At 67.8% G+C, this 18,940-nt stretch carries 19 protein-coding genes; 15 read left to right on the top strand and 4 right to left on the bottom strand.

The window, feature by feature from the left end; all coding sequences use genetic code 11:
* Nucleotide 1: 1 nt before the first annotated feature.
* The 10 genes from urtC to ureG all read left to right on the top strand — a co-directional run bounded on the left by urtC (nucleotide 2) and on the right by ureG (nucleotide 8,229).
* Nucleotides 2-1,096, top strand: a complete 1,095-nt coding sequence (gene urtC, locus HMPREF3115_RS06450) for an urea ABC transporter permease subunit UrtC (RefSeq protein ID WP_256276079.1) — start codon at nucleotides 2-4, stop codon at nucleotides 1,094-1,096.
* Nucleotides 1,093-1,950 carry an urea ABC transporter ATP-binding protein UrtD gene (gene urtD / locus HMPREF3115_RS06445; protein WP_070553783.1) on the top strand — a complete coding sequence of 286 codons (858 nt, stop codon included), beginning with the start codon at nucleotides 1,093-1,095 and terminating at the stop codon, nucleotides 1,948-1,950. The genes urtC and urtD overlap by 4 nt, the downstream gene beginning before the upstream one ends.
* Before the next feature lie 4 nt (nucleotides 1,951-1,954).
* Entirely contained in the window at nucleotides 1,955-2,647 is a 693-nt protein-coding gene (urtE, locus tag HMPREF3115_RS06440; RefSeq protein ID WP_006400919.1) for an urea ABC transporter ATP-binding subunit UrtE, read from the top strand.
* Nucleotides 2,648-2,784: 137 nt separating this feature from the next.
* The gene (locus HMPREF3115_RS06435; RefSeq protein WP_070553782.1) at nucleotides 2,785-3,660 is read left to right on the top strand and encodes an urease accessory protein UreD; all 876 of its coding nucleotides are present in this window, start codon (nucleotides 2,785-2,787) and stop codon (nucleotides 3,658-3,660) included.
* A 216-nt stretch (nucleotides 3,661-3,876) separates the two neighbouring features.
* Entirely contained in the window at nucleotides 3,877-4,179 is a 303-nt protein-coding gene (gene ureA, locus HMPREF3115_RS06430) for an urease subunit gamma (RefSeq protein WP_006406310.1), read from the top strand.
* Nucleotides 4,180-4,187: 8 nt separating this feature from the next.
* Nucleotides 4,188-4,493 (top strand): urease subunit beta, encoded by a 306-nt coding sequence (locus HMPREF3115_RS06425; protein ID WP_006406311.1) that lies wholly within the window; start codon nucleotides 4,188-4,190, stop codon nucleotides 4,491-4,493.
* A 35-nt stretch (nucleotides 4,494-4,528) separates the two neighbouring features.
* Nucleotides 4,529-6,235, top strand: a complete 1,707-nt coding sequence (gene ureC / locus HMPREF3115_RS06420; protein WP_070553780.1) for an urease subunit alpha — start codon at nucleotides 4,529-4,531, stop codon at nucleotides 6,233-6,235.
* Nucleotides 6,236-6,252: 17 nt separating this feature from the next.
* Complete coding sequence (gene ureE / locus HMPREF3115_RS06415) at nucleotides 6,253-6,894, top strand: urease accessory protein UreE (protein ID WP_070553778.1); 642 nt, start codon at nucleotides 6,253-6,255, stop codon at nucleotides 6,892-6,894.
* The gene (locus tag HMPREF3115_RS06410; RefSeq protein WP_006408830.1) at nucleotides 6,881-7,561 is read left to right on the top strand and encodes an urease accessory protein UreF; all 681 of its coding nucleotides are present in this window, start codon (nucleotides 6,881-6,883) and stop codon (nucleotides 7,559-7,561) included. The genes ureE and HMPREF3115_RS06410 overlap by 14 nt, the downstream gene beginning before the upstream one ends.
* 20 nt (nucleotides 7,562-7,581) lie before the next feature.
* A complete protein-coding gene (gene ureG, locus HMPREF3115_RS06405; protein WP_006406315.1) occupies nucleotides 7,582-8,229 on the top strand; it encodes an urease accessory protein UreG in 648 nt (215 codons plus the stop codon).
* 112 nt (nucleotides 8,230-8,341) lie between these two features.
* Here ureG and waaA read toward each other — a convergent pair whose 3' ends face one another.
* The 4 genes from waaA to HMPREF3115_RS06385 all read right to left on the bottom strand — a co-directional run bounded on the left by waaA (nucleotide 8,342) and on the right by HMPREF3115_RS06385 (nucleotide 13,194).
* On the bottom strand, nucleotides 8,342-9,679 hold the full coding sequence (gene waaA / locus HMPREF3115_RS06400) for a lipid IV(A) 3-deoxy-D-manno-octulosonic acid transferase (protein WP_070553777.1): 1,338 nt from the start codon (nucleotides 9,677-9,679) through the stop codon (nucleotides 8,342-8,344).
* A 37-nt stretch (nucleotides 9,680-9,716) separates the two neighbouring features.
* Nucleotides 9,717-10,601, bottom strand: coding sequence for a Kdo hydroxylase KdoO (locus HMPREF3115_RS06395; RefSeq protein WP_006406317.1), 885 nt, complete (start codon nucleotides 10,599-10,601; stop codon nucleotides 9,717-9,719).
* Nucleotides 10,602-10,626: 25 nt separating this feature from the next.
* Nucleotides 10,627-11,694, bottom strand: a complete 1,068-nt coding sequence (gene waaC, locus HMPREF3115_RS06390) for a lipopolysaccharide heptosyltransferase I (protein ID WP_370685775.1) — start codon at nucleotides 11,692-11,694, stop codon at nucleotides 10,627-10,629.
* 105 nt (nucleotides 11,695-11,799) lie between these two features.
* Nucleotides 11,800-13,194, bottom strand: a complete 1,395-nt coding sequence (locus HMPREF3115_RS06385) for a phosphomannomutase/phosphoglucomutase (protein WP_006400938.1) — start codon at nucleotides 13,192-13,194, stop codon at nucleotides 11,800-11,802.
* A gap of 248 nt (nucleotides 13,195-13,442) precedes the next feature.
* Here HMPREF3115_RS06385 and HMPREF3115_RS06380 point away from each other — a divergent pair, with 248 nt between their 5' ends.
* Genes HMPREF3115_RS06380 through HMPREF3115_RS06360 form a run of 5 tightly spaced genes read left to right on the top strand, consistent with a single transcriptional unit; the run spans nucleotide 13,443 to nucleotide 18,872 of the window.
* A complete protein-coding gene (locus tag HMPREF3115_RS06380; RefSeq protein WP_070553775.1) occupies nucleotides 13,443-14,699 on the top strand; it encodes a lipopolysaccharide biosynthesis protein in 1,257 nt (418 codons plus the stop codon).
* The gene (locus HMPREF3115_RS06375) at nucleotides 14,696-15,520 is read left to right on the top strand and encodes a glycosyltransferase (RefSeq protein WP_053297544.1); all 825 of its coding nucleotides are present in this window, start codon (nucleotides 14,696-14,698) and stop codon (nucleotides 15,518-15,520) included. Before HMPREF3115_RS06380 ends, HMPREF3115_RS06375 begins: the two co-directional genes overlap by 4 nt.
* Nucleotides 15,521-15,560: 40 nt before the next feature.
* The gene (locus tag HMPREF3115_RS06370) at nucleotides 15,561-16,697 is read left to right on the top strand and encodes a glycosyltransferase family 4 protein (protein ID WP_070553773.1); all 1,137 of its coding nucleotides are present in this window, start codon (nucleotides 15,561-15,563) and stop codon (nucleotides 16,695-16,697) included.
* A gap of 15 nt (nucleotides 16,698-16,712) precedes the next feature.
* Nucleotides 16,713-17,735, top strand: coding sequence for a UDP-glucose 4-epimerase GalE (gene galE, locus HMPREF3115_RS06365; protein WP_006406324.1), 1,023 nt, complete (start codon nucleotides 16,713-16,715; stop codon nucleotides 17,733-17,735).
* 27 nt (nucleotides 17,736-17,762) lie between these two features.
* Entirely contained in the window at nucleotides 17,763-18,872 is a 1,110-nt protein-coding gene (locus tag HMPREF3115_RS06360; RefSeq protein ID WP_006406325.1) for an MraY family glycosyltransferase, read from the top strand.
* Nucleotides 18,873-18,940 lie beyond the last annotated feature (68 nt).

Raw genomic sequence — 18,940 nt, 5'->3', positions numbered from 1 at the left:
CCTGCCGCCGCGCCCGGCGCTGCTGTCGCGCCGCGCATGGCTCGCGCTCGTCGCGCTGTGCCTCGCGGTCGGCATCGGCGTGCCGCTCGCGGCGCTCGTCGCGCCCGAGTCGAGCGCGTTCCATCTGTCCGCCTATGCGATGACGCTCGCCGGCAAGCTGATGTGCTATGCGATCGCCGCGCTCGCGCTCGATCTCGTCTGGGGCTACTGCGGCATCCTGAGCCTCGGCCACGGGCTGTTCTTCGCGCTCGGCGGCTATGCGATCGGCATGTACCTGATGCGCGAGATCGGCCGCGACGGCCAGTACGGCAGCGACCTGCCCGACTTCATGGTGTTTCTCGACTGGCATCAATTGCCGTGGTACTGGGCCGGCACGCAGCACCTCGCGTGGGCGCTGCTGCTCGTCGTGCTCGTGCCGGCCGTGCTCGCGTGGGTATTCGGCTTTTTCGCTTTCCGTTCGCGCGTGAAGGGCGTCTATCTGTCGATCATCACGCAGGCGCTGACGTTCGCCGCGATGCTGCTGTTCTATCGGAACGAGACGGGCTTCGGCGGCAACAACGGCTTCACCGATTTCAAGCGGATCGCCGGCTTCCCGATCACGTCGCCCGGCACGCGCACCGTGCTGTTGCTGCTCACGTTCGCGACCCTCGTGCTCGCGTTCGTCGCCGCGCGCGCGATCGTCACGAGCAAGCTCGGCCGCGTCGTGACCGCGGTGCGCGACGGCGAGACGCGGCTGATGTTCCTCGGCTACAGCCCGCTCGCCTACAAGCTGTTCGTGTGGACCGTCTCGGCCGTGCTGTGCGGCATCGCGGGCGCGCTGTACGTGCCGCAGGTCGGCATCGTGAACCCCGGCGAGATGTCGCCCGGCAATTCGATCGAGATGGCGATCTGGGTCGCGGTCGGCGGACGCGGCACGCTGATCGGCCCGATCGTCGGCGCGTTCGCGGTGAACGGCGCGAAGAGCGTGTTTACCGCGTACTTCGCCGAATACTGGCTGTTCTTTCTCGGCCTGATCTTCGTGCTCGTGCCGCTGCTGCTGCCGCGCGGGATCATGGGCGTCGTCGAACGCGTGCTTGCGAAAGGGGAAAGCCGATGAACGGAACGGCGCTTTATCAGTTCATTCCGCCGCCGGAGGACGATCAGCATGCGGTGAGCGGCACCGCGTCGATGGGCCGCGTCGCGCCCACGGGCATCGACACGTCGCACGGCACGATCCTCTATCTCGAGGACATCGACGTGAGCTTCGACGGCTTTCGCGCGCTGAACAAGCTGTCGCTCGCGATCGACGTGGGCGAGCTGCGCTGCGTGATCGGACCGAACGGCGCGGGCAAGACGACGATGATGGACGTGATCACCGGCAAGACGCGCCCCGATGCGGGCAAGGTCTTCCTCGGCCAGACGCTCGACCTCGCGCGGATGAACGAGCCCGAGATCGCGCGCGCGGGGATCGGCCGCAAGTTCCAGAAGCCGACCGTGTTCGAACAGCATCCGGTGTGGGAAAACCTCGAGCTCGCGATGCAGACCGACAAGGGCTGGCTCGCGTCGCTGCGCGCGCGACTCGACCGCGACGCGCAGGCGAAGATCGAGGAAACGCTCGCGCTGATCGGCCTCGAAAGCCACGCGTTTCGCGCGGCGGGCGAGCTGTCGCACGGCCAGAAGCAGCGGCTCGAGATCGGCATGCTGCTGATGCAGCGCCCCGCGCTGCTGCTGCTCGACGAACCGGCGGCCGGGATGACCGATCACGAGACGATGGAACTCGCGGAACTGCTGAACACGTTGCGCGGCACGTGCTCGATGATGGTCGTCGAGCACGACATGGAATTCGTCGCGGCGCTCGCCGGCGACGCGGGCCGCGTGACGGTCATGGCAGAAGGCGCGGTGCTCGCGCAAGGCACGCTCGATCAGGTCAAGCGCAACGACGCCGTGATCGAGTCTTACCTCGGACGATGATGCGATGCTGAAGATCGAAGCGCTGAACCAGTACTACGGCGGCAGCCATATCCTGCGCAACGCGACGCTCGATGCCGAAGACGGCAAGCTCACCGTGCTGCTCGGCCGCAACGGCGTCGGCAAGACGACGCTGCTGCGCTGCGTGATGGGCGTCGTCGCCGCGAAAAGCGGCACCGTGTCGTGGCGCGGCGCGTCGCTCGGCACGTTGCGACCGGAGGCACGCGTGGCCGCCGGACTCGCCTACGTGCCGCAGGGCCGCGACATCTTTCCTCGATTGACCGTCGAAGAGAACCTGCTCGTCGGCGCGGCAAGCCGCAGCGCGCGCTCGAAAGTGCCCGAGCGCATCTATGCGCTGTTCCCCGTGCTGAAGGACATGCGCGCGCGGCGCGGCGGCGACCTGTCGGGCGGCCAGCAGCAGCAGCTCGCGATCGGCCGCGCGCTGATGAGCGAGCCGCAGCTGCTGATCCTCGACGAGCCGACCGAAGGCATCCAGCCGTCGATCATCCAGGACATCGGGCGCACGCTGCGGCAGCTCGTCGACGAAACGAAGATGACCGTGCTGCTCGTCGAACAGTATTACGATTTCGCGCGCTCGATCGCGGACCGCTACTGGGTGATGAGCCGCGGCGAGATCGTCGCGGGCGGCGACGCGCGCGACATGGATGCGAACGGCGTGCGCGAACTCATCGCGGTGTAGCGCGGCGCGCGCTCGCCGCGCGACCTTCATCGTCGGCACTTCCGCGAAAGCGGCATCGGCATTATTGTTCCGGTAGCATCCGCATTCGCGCTGCCGGTTGCGCGCCGATCCGCTCCCTTCGTTTTCCTTTCGCACCGATGTCCGCCTCCGATTCCCACGCGCCGCTGTCGCGCCCCGCCGTCGCCAAGTCGTGGCGCGGCCGCCTCGAACTCGGCTTCGAACGGCAGCACACGCGCACGGCACTCGTGCATCGCTTGCACGACGGCCCGTTGCGCGTGCAGCGCCCGCTGTATCCGGAAGGCGACGCGATCTGCCATGCGGTGATCGTGCATCCGCCGGGCGGCGTCGCGGGCGGCGACCGGCTCGACATCGACATCGCACTCGGCAAGGACACGCACGCGGTCCTCACCACACCGGGCGCGACGAAGTGGTACAAGTCGAACGGACTCGACGCCACGCAGCGCATCGCGATCGTGCTCGGCGAACGCGCAAAGCTCGACTGGCTGCCGCAGAACAATCTGTTTTTCGATCACGCGCACGCGTCGCTCGATTTCTCGCTGACGCTCGGCGCAGGCGCGAGCGCGATCGGCTGGGACGCGACGCAGCTCGGCCGCCAGGCGGCCGGTGAAACGTGGGCGGCCGGGCGCGTCGCGTCGACGTCGACGCTCGTCGATGCGCACGGCCGGCCGCTCTGGACCGAACGCGCGCTGCTCGATGCGCGCGACCCGCTGCGCGCGGCACCGCAGGGCCTCGCGGGCTTCCCCGCGTACGGCACGCTGTGGGCGGCCGGCGCCGCGTGCGACGCCGCACTCGCCGAATCGCTCGCCGAACGCATGCCGTTCGACGACACGCTGCGCGCGGGCGCGACCTGCGTGACGCCGGGCGTCGTGCTCGTGCGCGCGCTCGCCGCGTCGATGGAAACGCTGCAGCGTCACCTCACCGACTGCTGGCTGCATCTGCGGCCGATCGTGCACGGCGCCGAGGCGCGACCGTTGCGCCTCTGGCAGACCTGAGCACGCGCACCAGTTCGGCGCGCGCCGATGCACGGCGTTCGGGCAGCACGCACGACGAATGTGCATGGAATCGCGCGCGACGTGCATGGCACGCCCCTTGCTGCTTACCGACCCGCTACGTCGCGCACGCCGAACGACGCGGTGCTACGATGAGCCGCGTTCCCGCACGGGTGCCGTGTGCCGTCGAACATTACGCTTTCCTGAACGTCCGCCTTCATGAAACTGACTCCCCGAGAAAAAGACAAGCTGCTGATCTTCACGGCGGCACTGCTGGCCGAACGTCGCCGCGCACGCGGGCTCAAGCTGAACTATCCGGAGGCGGTCGCGTTCATCACGGCCGCGCTGATGGAAGCCGCGCGCGACGGCAAGACCGTCGCCGAAGTCATGCACTACGGCACGACGCTGCTCACGCGCGACGACGTCATGGACGGCGTGCCGGAGATGATTCCCGACATTCAGGTCGAAGCGACCTTCCCCGACGGCACGAAGCTCGTCACCGTCCATCACCCGATTCCGTAAGGCACCGCATGATTCCCGGCGAAATCCTCACCGACGACGGCGAACACGAACTGAACGCGGGACGCGCGACGATCGCGCTCGTCGTCGCGAACACCGGCGATCGGCCGGTCCAGGTCGGCTCGCACTATCACTTCTACGAAGTGAACGACGCGCTTGCGTTCGACCGCGAAGCCGCGCGCGGCTTCCGGCTGAACATCGCGGCCGGCACCGCCGTGCGCTTCGAGCCGGGCCAGACGCGCACCGTCGAGCTCGTCGCGCTCGCGGGCGACCGCGTCGTCTACGGTTTTCAGGGCAAGGTGATGGGGCCGCTCTGAGCGACGCCCGCGCTTCTCATCAGGAACAGCACGACATGACACTACGCTTGAGCCGCCGCGCGTACGCGGAAATGTTCGGGCCGACGACGGGCGACCGCGTCCGCCTCGCCGACACCGAACTGCTGATCGAGATCGAACGCGACTTCACGATCTACGGCCAGGAAGTGAAGTTCGGCGGCGGCAAGGTGATCCGCGACGGGATGGGCCAGTCGCAGCGCGTCTCGGCCGAGGTGCCCGACACGGTGATCACGAACGCGGTGATCCTCGATCACTGGGGCATCGTGAAGGCCGACATCGCGATCAAGCACGGCCGCATCGCCGCGATCGGCAAGGCCGGCAACCCCGACATCCAGCCCGGCGTGACGATCGCGATCGGTGCGGGTACCGAAGTGATCGCCGGCGAAGGGCTGATCGTGACCGCGGGCGGCATCGATACGCACATCCACTTCATCAGCCCGCAGCAGATCGACGAAGCGCTCGCGTCCGGCGTCACGACGATGCTCGGCGGCGGCACGGGGCCGGCGACCGGCACCAACGCGACGACCTGCACGCCGGGGCCGTGGCACATGGAACGGATGCTGCAGGCGGCCGACGGCTGGCCGATCAATCTCGGCTTTCTCGGCAAGGGCAATGCGAGCCGGCCGGAGCCGCTCGTCGAACAGATCGCGGCCGGCGCGATCGGGCTGAAGCTGCACGAGGACTGGGGCACGACGCCTGCCGCGATCGATACCTGCCTGTCGGTCGCCGACGATACCGACACACAGGTCGCGATCCATACCGACACGCTGAACGAAGCCGGCTTCGTCGAATCGACGGTCGCCGCGTTCAAGGGCCGCACGATCCACACGTATCACACCGAAGGCGCGGGCGGCGGCCATGCGCCCGACATCCTGAAGGTGTGCGGCGAAGCGAACGTGCTGCCGTCGTCGACGAATCCGACGCGCCCCTACACGATCAACACGCTCGAAGAGCATCTCGACATGCTGATGGTGTGCCATCACCTCGATCCGTCCATCGCCGAGGATCTCGCGTTCGCCGAATCGCGCATCCGCCGCGAGACGATCGCGGCCGAGGACATCCTGCACGATCTCGGCGCGCTGTCGATGCTGTCGTCCGATTCGCAGGCGATGGGCCGCGTCGGCGAAGTGATCATCCGCACCTGGCAGACCGCGCACAAGATGAAGGTGCAGCGCGGCGCGCTGCCGGAAGACAGCGCGCGCAACGACAACTTCCGCGCGAAGCGCTACGTCGCGAAGTACACGATCAATCCGGCGATCACGCACGGTATCGCGCACCACGTCGGCTCGATCGAACCGGGCAAGTGGGCGGATCTCGTGCTGTGGGAACCGGCGTTCTTCGGGATCAAGCCGACGATGATCCTCAAGGGCGGGATGATCGCGCTCGCGCAGATGGGCGACCCGAACGCGTCGATTCCGACGCCGCAGCCCGTTCACTATCGCGAGATGTTCGCGACGCGCGGCGGCGCGCTGGCCCGCACGTCGCTGACCTTCGTGTCGCAGCTGGCGGCCGACGCAGGCATCGCCGAGCGCTACGGGCTCGCGAAGCCGATCGTGCCGGTGCGCAATTGCCGCCAGGTCACGAAGGCCGACATGATCCACAACGCGTGGCGCCCCGCGATCAGCGTCGATCCGGAGACCTACGACGTGATCGCCGACGGCCAGCTGCTGACCTGCGAACCCGCATCCGTGCTGCCGATGGCGCAGCGCTATTTCCTGTTCTGACCGACCGTTCCCGTTTCATGCGCACGCTCGACAAACGCATTGCTCCCAACGTCCGGCTCGCCGCGTCGCTCGTCGCACGCGCACCGACGCTCACGCTGACCTACGACGCCCGCTGCAAGAGCCGGCTCGCCGCGACGCTCGACACCGGCGAAGACGTCGCCGTGCTGCTGCCGCGCGGCACGGTGCTGCGCGACGGCGACGTGCTCGTCGCCGACGACGGCGCACTCGTGCGCATCGCGGCGGCCGCCGAAACCGTACTGCTCGTGCGCGCGGCCGATCCGCTGACGCTGATGCGCGCCGCCTATCACCTCGGCAACCGGCATACCCCGGTCGAGATCGGCGACGGCTATCTGAAGCTCGAAGCCGACCCGGTGCTCGCCGACATGCTGCGCCGGCTCGGCACGCAGGTCGAGCAGACGAGCGCGCCGTTCCAGCCGGAAGCCGGCGCATACGGCGGCGGCCACAAGCACGGACACGATGCGACGTTCGCCGAAGACTATGCGCTCGCGCAGCAGGTGTTCGGCGAACACCACGGCCACTCGCACTCGCACGATCACGATCACGATCACGGTCACGATCACGGTCACGATCACGATCACGATCACGATCATCAGCATGGTCCCGGTTGCACGCACGGCCACGGCCATGAACACCACTGAACTCGTCGCGCTGCTGCATCTCGCGTCGCCGGCATTGCCGATCGGCGCGTTCAGCTATTCGCAGGGACTCGAAGCGGCGCTCGACGCCAATCTGATCCACGACGCGGACAGCGCGCGCGACTGGATCGCCAGCGGCCTGACCGACGTGCTCGCGCACGGCGAACTGCCGTTCCTCGCACACCAGCTCGCGCGCTGGCATGCGCACGACGCGCCCGCGCTCGCCGCCGAAAACGCATGGTTCGTCGCGAGCCGCGAATCGTCGGAACTGCGTCGCGAGACCGAGCAGATGGGCTGGTCGCTCGCGCAGCTTTGCGCGTCGCTCGAATGGGGCGATGCCGCGCGGCGCGCGACGCTCGCGTCGCTGCAGCCGATCGCGCTGCCGACCGCGTTCGCCTATGCGGCCGCCGCGCACGACGCCGGCGCCGATGCGGTGCTCGCCGCCTATGCATTCGGCTGGGTCGAGAACCAGACGGCCGCCGCGCTGAAAGCCGTGCCGCTCGGCCAGCTCGCCGGCCAGCGCATCATCGTCGCACTGCGCGATGCGATCGACGCGGCCGTGCGCCGCGCGCTCGCGACGCCGGCCGATGCCGTCAACACGTTCGCGCCGCAGCTCGGCATCCTGTCCGCACGGCACGAAACGCAGTATTCGCGGTTGTTCCGCTCCTGACCTACGACCCACACTACGCCATGAACGCACCCGCTCCTTCCGTCTCCCGCCGCACCAAGAAACTGCCGCCGCTGCGCGTCGGCATCGGCGGCCCGGTCGGCTCAGGCAAGACCACGCTGCTCGAAATGCTGTGCAAGACGATGCGCGACCGGTACGACCTCGTCGCGATCACCAACGACATCTATACGAAGGAAGATCAGCGTCTGCTGACGGTCGCCGGCGCGCTGCCCGAGGAACGCATCATGGGCGTCGAGACGGGCGGCTGCCCGCACACGGCGATCCGCGAAGACGCGTCGATCAATCTCGAGGCCGTCGACCGGATGCTGTCGCGCTTCCCCGATGCCGACATCGTGTTCATCGAATCGGGCGGCGACAATCTCGCGGCGACGTTCAGCCCCGAACTGTCGGACCTGACGATCTACGTGATCGACGTCGCGGGCGGCGAGAAGATTCCGCGCAAGGGCGGCCCCGGCATCACGAAGTCCGACCTGCTCGTGATCAACAAGACCGATCTCGCGCCGCTGGTCGGCGCGAACCTCGACGTGATGGCGTCCGACACGAAGAAGATGCGCGGCGAGCGGCCTTACGTGATGACGAACCTGAAGGCGCTCGAAGGCGTCGCGGAAGTCGTCGCGTTCATCGAGAAGAAGGGATTGTTGACGGTCTGAGCGAACGGCCGGCCCACGCACGACCGGGATGGCCTCGGGGCCGGCGGCGATCTGAAATAGGCGGCGGCAGCGCGGCGCCGGCGCTGCGCAATCGCGCCGCGCCGGCTCGCCGTCAGTCGTCCTGCGTGACGGACGTGTCGCGCTCGACCGGCGGCAGCAACGCCGCCAGCACGTCCACCGTGCGCGCGGTCGCGCCGCGATGGCGTGCCGCAAACGCCGCGGCGGCGGCGCCCATCGCGATGCGCCGCGGGTTGTCGGCGAACAGCGCGTCGAGCACGTGCGCGAGATCGAGCGGATCCGCGACCTGCAGCGCCGCGCCGGCCGCGACCGCGTCGGCCGTCGCCTGCGTGAAGTTGAACACGTGCGGCCCGATCACGACCGGCACGCCGACCGCGCATGCCTCGATCAGGTTCTGGCCGCCGAGCGGCAGCAGGCTGCCGCCGATGAACGCGACGTCGGCCGCCGCGTAGTACGCGCCAAGCTCGCCCATCGAATCGCCGAGCAGCACCTTCACGTCGTTCGGCAGCGCATCCGCGGCCGGGCGACCTGCCGCGAGCGCGGCCGCATCGGCCGCCCATGCGGAGCGCCGTACGCATTTGAGCCCTTCGCGCGCGACCAGCGACTCGACTTCCGCAAAGCGCTGCGGATGGCGCGGCACGAGCATCAGCAGCGCGCCGGGCGTGCGCATCGCCGCGAACGCCTGCAACACGAGCGCTTCCTCGTTCTCGCGCGTGCTCGCCGCGACCCACACCGGACGCTTGCCGATCGCGTCACGCCATGCATGGCCGCGCGCCGCGAGTTCGGGCGGCGTCGTCATGTCGAACTTCAGGTTGCCGAGCACCGCGACGTTGCGTGCACCGAGCGACGTCAGACGCTCGGCATCGGCCGGGCTCTGCGCGAGCACGCGCGAGAAGCCGCCGAACACTTCCTGCGTCGCCGCACCGAACTTCGCCGCGCGCCGGCACGAACGCGCGGACATCCGCGCATTCGTCAGCACGAGCGGCACGTCCGCGCGACGGCACTCGTCGATCAGCGTCGGCCACACTTCCGTTTCCATCACGAGGCCGAGCGTCGGCCGCCATGCGCGCAGAAAGCGCCGCACGGCGCCCGGCATGTCGTAGGGCAGATAGCAGCGCAGCACGCGATCGCCGAACAGCTGCTCGCCCGTCGCGCGGCCGCTCGGCGTCATGTGCGTGAGCAGGATCCGCGCGTCGGGCCGCGCGCGCATCAGCGCGTCGATCAGCGGCTGCGCGGCGCGCGTCTCGCCGACCGACACCGCATGCACCCAGATCAACGGCGCGCGATCGTCGGGCGCGCGGCCCGCGCCGTAGCCAAAGCGCTCGCCGATATGTTCGCGATAGCCGTACTCCTTGCGCGAGCGTACGTACAGCCGCACGACGGCGAGCGGCGCGACGAGCCACCACAGCGCGCGATAGATCGTCCTCAGCATGCGTGTGCCCGGCCGTCGTGTCGATGAATATGCGCGCTCAAACCAGTGCCCTGCCCGTCAGCCGCTCGAGGATGCCGAGCGGCGCGCACTCGCGGCGCACCATCGCGTCGACCGGCAGGAAGAAGGTCTGCTCGAGCATGAACTGTCCGGACATCACAGCGTGCGAAGTCTGATCGGAGAAACATATCCACACGCTGCCCGGCGGGAACGGCATCGTCTGCTGCGGACAGGTCTTCTGATAGTCGAGATCTGCCTTCATCCCGTCGTGCAGATTCAGCATCAGATGGTCGTAGGCGCTGCGCCGCGACTTCGTCACGTGCAGCAGATTCAGCAGCCACGCGGAGCCCGGCAGCTGCGGACGGATCTTCGGCAGAAAGCGCTTCGCGACGTCCTCGAACGGCTCGCCGACGCGCCAGACGCGCGGCACGCCCGCCGGGTTCACGTTCGTGAACACGCGCAGGATCCGCTCGCCGTAGTTCGGCCGCGACGGAAACGCGTCGACGTGCAGCCGGCTGTCGTCCTTGCGCCACGACGTCTGGCGCGTCTCGACCTGCATCAGCCGCAGGCTCGTCGGCGCGACGCGCAGCTTGCCGCGGTATTCGGGAAACAGGCCGTCGACGAGCGTGCCGGCCTGCTGCTGAAAGCGCGCGACGAGCGCGCGCACGGCAGACTGCGTGACTTCGTCGCCGAGCACGCCGACGAGCGCGCCGCCGTTCGGCGCAAGACTGATGTTCTTGCGTTTCGGATCGGCGAGCGCCGGATCGAGCAGCGCTTCCTCGCCGCCTTCGATCGCGAAGCGCAGGTGCGGGAAATACAGCACCTTGCCTTCCTCGACTGCCGCCAGCAACTGCTCGCGCGGCACCGACAGCTGATGTCCGCTCCAGTCGGCGGACGAGACTTCGATGATCTGGGATTCGCTCATGATCGGTTCGCCACGAATGCGTGCGTTACAGGAGACCGAAGCCCGCGAGCGCCGACTTCACCTGCGCGATCGACGGGGGCTGCCCCGCCGTGCCGAGATTGACGACGTTCGGCGACCAGTAGCCGCCGGTTCGCCAGGCCGTCGCGAAATTGTACAGTTCGACGGTCGGGCGCTTCAGCGCGGCCGCGATGTGAACCAGACCTGTATCAACCCCGACCGTCGCGGCCGCGCCGTCGATCAGGCCGACCACGGCCGGCAGCGACAGCTTTGGCGGCACGATCGCGGCCTCGCCGAACTCCTTCGCGAGCCGCTCGCTCGTCGCGCGCTCCGCGTCGTTGCCCCACGGCAGCACGAGCGATGCGCCGCGCCGTACCAGCGCCTGGCCGAGCTCGATCCACGCGGCGTCGGGCCATTGTTTGTCCGCGCGCGAAGTCGCATGGACGAACACCACGTAGGGCACCGGCAGGTTCAGCCCGACCGAGGCGATCGCACGCGACGCATCGCGCGTGTCGAGGCCGAAATCGACGGGATCGGCCGGCGTCGGCGCCGGATCGCCGAGCGCGGCCGCGACGAGCTGCCGCGAACGCTCGACGACGTGCGTGCGCGGCGCAATCGGCACGCGCTTGCGATAGAAGAAGCGCACCGGCCATTCGTAACCGGCGCCGTCGGTCCGGTTGCCGAGGCCGACGAGCGGCCCGCGCGCCCAGCTCGCGACCCACGCCGTCTTGATCAAGCCCTGGCAGTCGATCACGAGATCGTAGTGCTCGGCCGCGAGCTGCTTGCGAAACGCGCGGATCTCGCGCCACGTCGCGCCGGAGAACGGCTGCTTGCGCCAGCGGCGTAGCGAGAACGGCAGCACGTTGCGCACGCCGTCGACGAGCTTCACGAGATCGACGAAGCTTTCTTCGACGAGCCAGTCGATCTGCGCATCGGGATGGCGACGCCGGATATCGGCGATCACCGGCATGTTGTGCACGACGTCGCCCAGCGACGACACGCGCACGATCAGGATCTTTTGCACGCTGAAAAAACGCCGGCAGACGGCCGGCGACAGGCATAAAGACGCGATTTTATCGCGCCCGGCGCCGCAGATTGACAAAAAGCGGCGCACGCGTCACGCGCACGCCGCTTTTTGGGGGAGAAGGCGACCGGCTGGGCGACCGGCTCGGGCCACCGATGCGGCCGCCCGATGCCCTGGTCAGAACGGCAGCTTCACGTCCGGCTTCGCGGCCGTCAGCACACGGCGGAAGTCGTCCTGAATGCGCTTCAGGCCGTCCTGCGTCTCCGCCTCGAAGCGCAGCACGACGACCGGCGTCGTGTTCGACGAACGCGCGAGCCCGAAGCCGTCCGGATATTCGACACGCAGCCCGTCGATCGTCACGACTTCGTCCGCGCCGTCGAACTTCGCTTCCTTCTGCAGCTTTTCGATGAGGCTGAAGTTCTCGCCTTCTTCGAGCTTCAGCTGCAGTTCCGGCGTGCTCATCGCGTCGGGCAGCGCGTTCAGCACGGCGCTCGGGTCGGCCGTCTTCGCGAGGATCTCGAGCAGGCGCGCGCCCGTGTAGAGGCCGTCGTCGAAGCCGTACCAGCGATCTTTGAAGAATACGTGGCCGCTCATCTCGCCCGCGAGCGGCGCGCCCGTCTCGCGCAGCTTCGCCTTCACGAGCGAGTGGCCCGTCTTCCACATCAGCGGCTCGCCGCCCTTCGACTTCACCCATTGCGCGAGGTGGCGCGTGCACTTCACGTCGTAGATGATCTGCGCGCCCGGGTTGCGCGACAGCACTTCCTCGGCGAACAGCATCAGCTGGCGATCCGGATAGATGATCTGGCCGTCCTTCGTGACGACGCCGAGACGGTCGCCGTCGCCGTCGAACGCGAAGCCGAGCTCGGCGTCCGTGTCCTTCAGCGCCTGGATCACGTCCTGCAGGTTTTCCGGGTGAGCCGGATCGGGGTGATGGTTCGGGAACGTGCCGTCGATGTCGGTGAAGCGCTCGACCAGCGTGCAGCCGAGCGCCTTGAACAGGCGCGTCGCGAGCGGGCCGGCGACGCCGTTGCCCGCGTCGACGACGAGCTTCAGCGGGCGCGCGAGCTTCACGTCGCCGACGATGCGGTCGATGTACGCGTCGGCCACGTCGTGCTCTTCGTACGTTCCGCTGCCGCTCTCGAAGCGCTCGTCGACGATGCGGCGGTACAGCGCCTGAATCTGCTCGCCGTAGATCGCCGCGCCGCGCAGCACCATCTTGAAGCCGTTGTAGTCGGGCGGGTTGTGGCTGCCGGTGACGACGATGCACGAATCGACGCGGCGCTCGCCGCCCTTCAGCGCGAGCGGCACGCTCGCCGCGAAGTAGCCGACCGGCGTCGGGACCATGCCGATGTCGACGACGTCGACGCCTGCCGCACGCAGTCCGTCGGCGAGCGCGCCGACGAGCTCGGGCCCGGACAGGCGGCCGTCGCGCGCGACGACGACCGCGTCGCCGCCCTGCGCGCGCACTTCGCTGCCGAACGCGCGGCCGATGCTGCGCGCCGTGTCGGCGTCGAGCGTCTTGCCGACCACGCCGCGGATGTCATATGCCTTGAAGATGGATTGGGAGATCATCGATTCTCTCTCGGTTGCGTGCATGGAAAATAGTCTGGCCGCCTCTCGCCGGTGCCGGCGCATGCTACACGCAGGCCCCGCGCGGAACAACGGACGGGACGGCTGGCGCGGCCCCGATCCCACTTATAATCGCGGGTTTCGATGACGTGCATACCGCCCATTTTAATGCGTAGTCGCTCCGCCGCCTTCCTGCCGCCAGCCGGCGCCCTGCCGGCCGCCCCGCGCGCGTGCGGCCGCCTAGCCGCCGCATGCTGAAGCGATTCGGCAACCCGGACGTCGCGAAAGCCGTCGCGAACCTCGTCTGGCTGGGGCTCGAACGGCTCACGCAGATCGGCGTCGCGATCGCGATCAGCGGGCTGCTGGCCCGTTATTTCGGGCCGGACGTGTTCGGCAAGTGGCAGTATGCGAATACGCTGCTCCTCGTGCTGGCGCCGCTGACCTGGGTGTGCGGCGCGGAAATTCTGGTGCCGACCATCGTGCAGCGCCCGCCGGCCCAGCTCGGCGCCGTGCTCGGCAGCGCGTTCGCGCTGCGCATCGGCGTGTCGGCCGCCGCGCTCGTCGCGACGTGGATCGCGATCGCCGCCGGCGCGTTCGATCCGCTCGTCGGCGCGATGCTGGCCGGCCTTGCCGTCACGATGGTGTTCCGCGAGCCGTTCGTCGGCGTGATCAACGCCTGGCTGCAGAGCATGACGTACAGCAAGCCGCAGCTCGTGACCAGCATGTTCACCGCGCTCGCGAAGGCGCTGCTCGTCTGGCTGCTGGTGCGCGCCGCCGCCGCGCCCGCCCGCTTCGCGTGGCTGTGGGCGCTCGAGGCGGCCGCGATCGGTTTCGTGCTGCTGCTGTACTACCGTCATCGTAACGGCGGCTCGCTCGGCTGGACGTTCGACAAACCGCTGTTCCGGCATTTCGCGACGGCCGGCACCGTGTTCTGGCTCGGGCTGATCTGCATGTACCTGTTCCTGAAGCTCGACCGGCTGATGCTCGAACGCCACGTGTCGTTCGCCGACCTCGGCCGGTACGCTGCCGCACAACAGCTCAACGAGAACTGGATCACGCTCGCGCTGATGCTCGCGCAAACCATCGCGCCCGCGTTCGTCTACCGCGTGCAGGACGTCGCGCGACTGCGCCGCAACATCGTCCGGCTCATCGCGATGACCGCCGCGCTGATGACGGCCGGCGCGCTCGTGCTCGATGCCGCCGCGCCGCTGATCGTCGGCAAGGTGTTCGGACGCGGCTACGAGGCGTCGGTGGACATCTTCCGCTGGGCCGTGTGGCTGTCCGTGCCTGCCGGGATCGAGGCGATAGGCAATCTTATCGTGCTCAAATATCAAGCAAAATTCGTGTTGCTCGCGAAATGGGCGCTCGCGCTCGCGATCGCCGCGCTCGCGAACTGGCTCGCGATCCCGCGGCTCGGGCTGTACGGCGCGCTCGTCGGCCTCGCCGCCGGCTACGCGGCCGCCGCGGCCGTCAACTTTTATTACATTCGTTTCAAACTGCGTTCATGACGTCCCCCGCTTCCGTGCCGCCGCTCGACGACGTCGCCGTGCTGATGCCGGCCTACAACGGGCACGACGACGTCGTGCGCACGCTCGCGTCGTTCCGCGAGGATGCGCGCGTGCACGTGCTGATCGTCGACGACGGCAGCACGCCGCCGATCGTCGCGCCCGCGATCGCGGGCCTCGTTATCGAGGTGCTGCGCATGCCGCACAACGTCGGCATCGAGCGCGCGCTCGAAGCCGGCATCGAGGCGCTCGCGCAGCGCGGCTTCCGCTATGCCGCACGCATCGACGCCGGCGATCTCGCCGCGCCGCAACGCCTCGCGAAGCAGCGCGCGTTTCTCGACGCGCACCCGCGCGTCGCGTGCGTCGGGATGTGGACGCAGGTCGTGTCGCGCGCCGGCGAACCGCGCTTCATGCTCACGCCGCCCGCCGATCCGCGCACGCTGCGCCGCACGCGCTTTCTGCGCTCGCCGCTCGTGCATCCGTCGGTCATGCTGCGCATCGACGCCGTGCGCGAGGTCGGCAACTACCGCGCGAAGTACCGCGCGGCCGAGGATCTCGATCTTTTTTTACGGTTAATGCAACGCTACGATTGCGCGAACCTGCCCGAACTCGGCCTCTATTACGAGCTCAACGAGGGCGGAATCAGCGCGACGAAGCGCCGCCGCCAGCTGATGTCGACGCTCGCGCTGCTGCTGCGCCACTTCAACGCGCTGAATCCGTACGACTGGGCCGGCCTCGCGAAGAACCTGCTGCACTTCGTGACGCCGTATCGGACGCTGCAACGAATCAAGCAGACGCTGTTCGCCGCGCGGCCGTCCGCCTAGCACGCAGGGCATTTTCGACGCTTTATTTTTTCTTTTTTTCATGTCCGCCACTTCCCCGCTGCGCATTGCGCTCGTCTGCAACACGGCCTGGGCGATCTACACGTATCGGCACGGGCTGATCCGTGCGCTCGTCGCGCACGGCGCCGACGTGATCGTGATCGCGCCGCACGACCGCACCGTGCCGCTGCTCCAGCAGATGGGCTGCCGCTACGTGGCGCTCGCGATTGCGTCGAAAGGCACGAGCCCGCGCGAGGATCTCGGCACGCTCGCCGCGCTGGTTCGCCACTACCGCGCGCTGCAGCCCCATCTCGTGTTCCATTACACGATCAAGCCGAACATCTACGGCTCGGTCGCCGCGTGGCTCGCGCGCGTGCCGTCGATCGCGGTGACGACCGGGCTCGGCTACGTGTTCATCCAGAAAAGCCGCGCGGCGAGCATCGCGAAGCGGCTGTACCGGTTCGCGTTTCGCTTTCCGCGCGAGGTGTGGTTCTTGAATCGCGACGACCTTGCAACCTTCACCGATGAACGGTTGCTTGCGCATCCGGAACGCGCGCGGCTGCTGCATGGCGAAGGCGTCGATCTCGAACAGTTCGCACCGGTGCCGCTGCCCGGCGGCGACGCACCGGTGTTCATCCTGATCGGCCGGCTGCTGTGGGATAAAGGCGTGCGTGAGTACGTCGAGGCCGCGCGCATCGTGCGCGCGCGCCATCCGAATACGCGCTTTCAGCTGCTCGGGCCGCTCGGCGTCGACAACCCGAGTGCAATCGGCCGCGCCGACGTCGATGCGTGGGTCGCCGAAGGCATCGTCGAGTATCTCGGCGAAGCGCACGACGTGCGTCCGCACATCGCGGCCGCCGACTGCGTCGTGCTGCCGTCATATCGTGAAGGCGTGCCGCGCACGCTGATGGAAGCGTCCGCGATGGGGCGCCCGATCGTCGCGACCGACGTGCCGGGCTGCCGCGACGTCGTCGCCGACGGCGAAACGGGCTTCCTGTGCCGCGTGCGCGATAGCGCGAGCCTCGCCGAGCAATTGATGCGCTTGATCGACATCGGAGCGGCCGGACGCGAGGCGATGGGCGAGCGCGGCCGGCGCAAGGTCGCGGCCGAGTTCGACGAGCAGCAGGTCGTCGAACGCTACCGGCATACTGTTCGTACGCTGACGGGCATTACCTTTTGAAGGAGTACATCCGCAATGAGCGCTAAAGGCACCATCCTCGTTACCGGCGGCGCGGGCTATATCGGCTCGCACACGGCCGTCGAGCTGCTCGACAACGGCTACGACGTCGTGATCGTCGACAACCTCGTCAACAGCAAGGCCGAAGCCGTGCGCCGCATCGAGCGCATCACCGGCAAGCAGCCCGCGTTCCATCAGGTCGACGTCTGCGACGAAGCCGCGCTCGCGAAAGTGTTCGACGCACATCCGATCACCGGCACGATTCACTTCGCGGCGCTGAAGGCCGTCGGCGAATCGGTTGCGAAGCCGCTCGAGTACTACCAGAACAATCTCGGCGGGCTGCTGACCGTGCTCAAGGTCATGCGCGCGCGCAACGTGAAGCAGTTCGTGTTCAGCTCGTCGGCGACCGTGTACGGCGTGCCCGAGCGTTCGCCGATCGACGAATCGTTCCCGCTCTCCGCGACGAATCCGTACGGCCAGTCGAAGCTGATCGCCGAGCAGATCCTGCGCGATCTCGAGGTGTCCGATCCGTCGTGGCGGATCGCGACGCTGCGCTATTTCAACCCGGTCGGTGCGCATGCGAGCGGGCTGATCGGCGAGGATCCCGCCGGCATTCCGAACAACCTGATGCCTTACGTCGCGCAGGTCGCGGTGGGCAAGCTCGAGAAGCTGCGCGTGTTCGGCTCCGACTATCCGACGCCCGACGGCACCGGCGTGCGCGACTACATCCACGTCGTCGATCTCGCGAAGGGGCACATCGCCGCGCTCGATGCACTCGTGAAGCGCGACGCGAGCTTCGTCGTGAACCTCGGCACCGGCCAGGGCTACAGCGTGCTCGAAGTCGTGCGCGCGTTCGAAAAGGCGTCGGGCCGCCCGGTGCCGTACGAGATCGTCGCGCGCCGCCCGGGCGACGTCGCCGAATGCTATGCGAACCCGCAAGCAGCCGCCGACATCATCGGCTGGCGTGCGACGCTCGGCCTCGACGACATGTGTGCCGACCACTGGCGATGGCAGGAGGCGAACCCGCGCGGTTTTGTATAATCCGCTGTCCATTTTTCGAGCGATCCCATGCTCAGCTTCGCGTCCGGCTTCATCGTTTCCCTGCTCGTTACGCTGTTCATCGTGCGCTATGCGCATCTGCACGAGAAATTCTCGATCGACAGCGATCTGGCCGGCGTGCAGAAATTCCACGTACGGCCCGTGCCGCGCGTGGGGGGCATCGGGATCCTCGCGGGCGTCGTCATTGCCGCGCTGGTGCTGTCGCGGCGCTATCCGACGATTTCCGGCAGCATTCTCGGGATCGTCGCGTGCGGGCTGCCGGCGTTCCTGTCGGGGCTCGTCGAGGACCTGACCAAGCGCGTGTCGCCGCGCGCGCGGCTGCTGTGCACGATGGCCGCGGCAGCGCTCGCGTTCTGGCTGCTCGGGATCGCGGTGAAGCGCATCAGCGTGCCGCCGCTCGATTTCCTGCTCGGCTATGTGGCCATCTCGGCGTTCATCACCGTGCTCGCGGTGGCCGCGCTCGCGAATGCGATCAACATCATCGACGGCTTCAACGGGCTCGCGTCGATGGTCAGCTTCATGATGTTCGCGTCGCTCGCGTATGTCGCGTTCCACGTCAACGATCCGGTCGTGATGTCGGCGTCGATCATCATGATGGGCGCCGTGCTCGGGTTCTTTCTGTGGAATTTTCCGGCCGGGCTGATCTTTCTCGGGGACGGCGGCGCGTACTTCATCGGGTTCATGCTCGCCGAACTCGCGATCCTGCTCGTGATGCGCAATCGCGAGGTGTCCGCTTGGTATCCGGTGCTGCTGTTCATGTATCCGATCTTCGAGACGTGCTTCTCGATCTATCGGAAGAAATTCATTCGCGGGATGTCGCCGGGGATTCCCGATGGCGTGCACCTGCATATGCTCGTGTACAAGCGGCTGATGCGGTGGGCCGTGGGGACCAGGCACGCGCATGATCTGACGCGAAGGAATTCGCTCACTTCACCTTATCTGTGGCTGCTGTGCCTCGTGGCCGTGATTCCGGCTACGCTGTTCTGGCGGCATACGGTGCATCTGTTTGTGTTTGTCGTGCTGTTTGCGTTTACCTACGTGTGGCTTTATTTGAGCATCGTGCGGTTCAAGGCCCCGAGGTGGATGGTGGTGAGAAAAGGCCGCCGCAACGGATATTGATTGGCATTCGGCTTGTGCAAAAAACGAAAGCGCCCCACGGGGTAATGCCGTTCAGTTAAGCAACTGAA

The organism is Burkholderia sp. HMSC10F09, assembly GCF_001806955.1.
GTDB classification, from domain to species: Bacteria; Pseudomonadota; Gammaproteobacteria; order Burkholderiales; family Burkholderiaceae; genus Burkholderia; species Burkholderia multivorans.
This window is presented reverse-complemented; position numbering and strand designations above follow the sequence as displayed.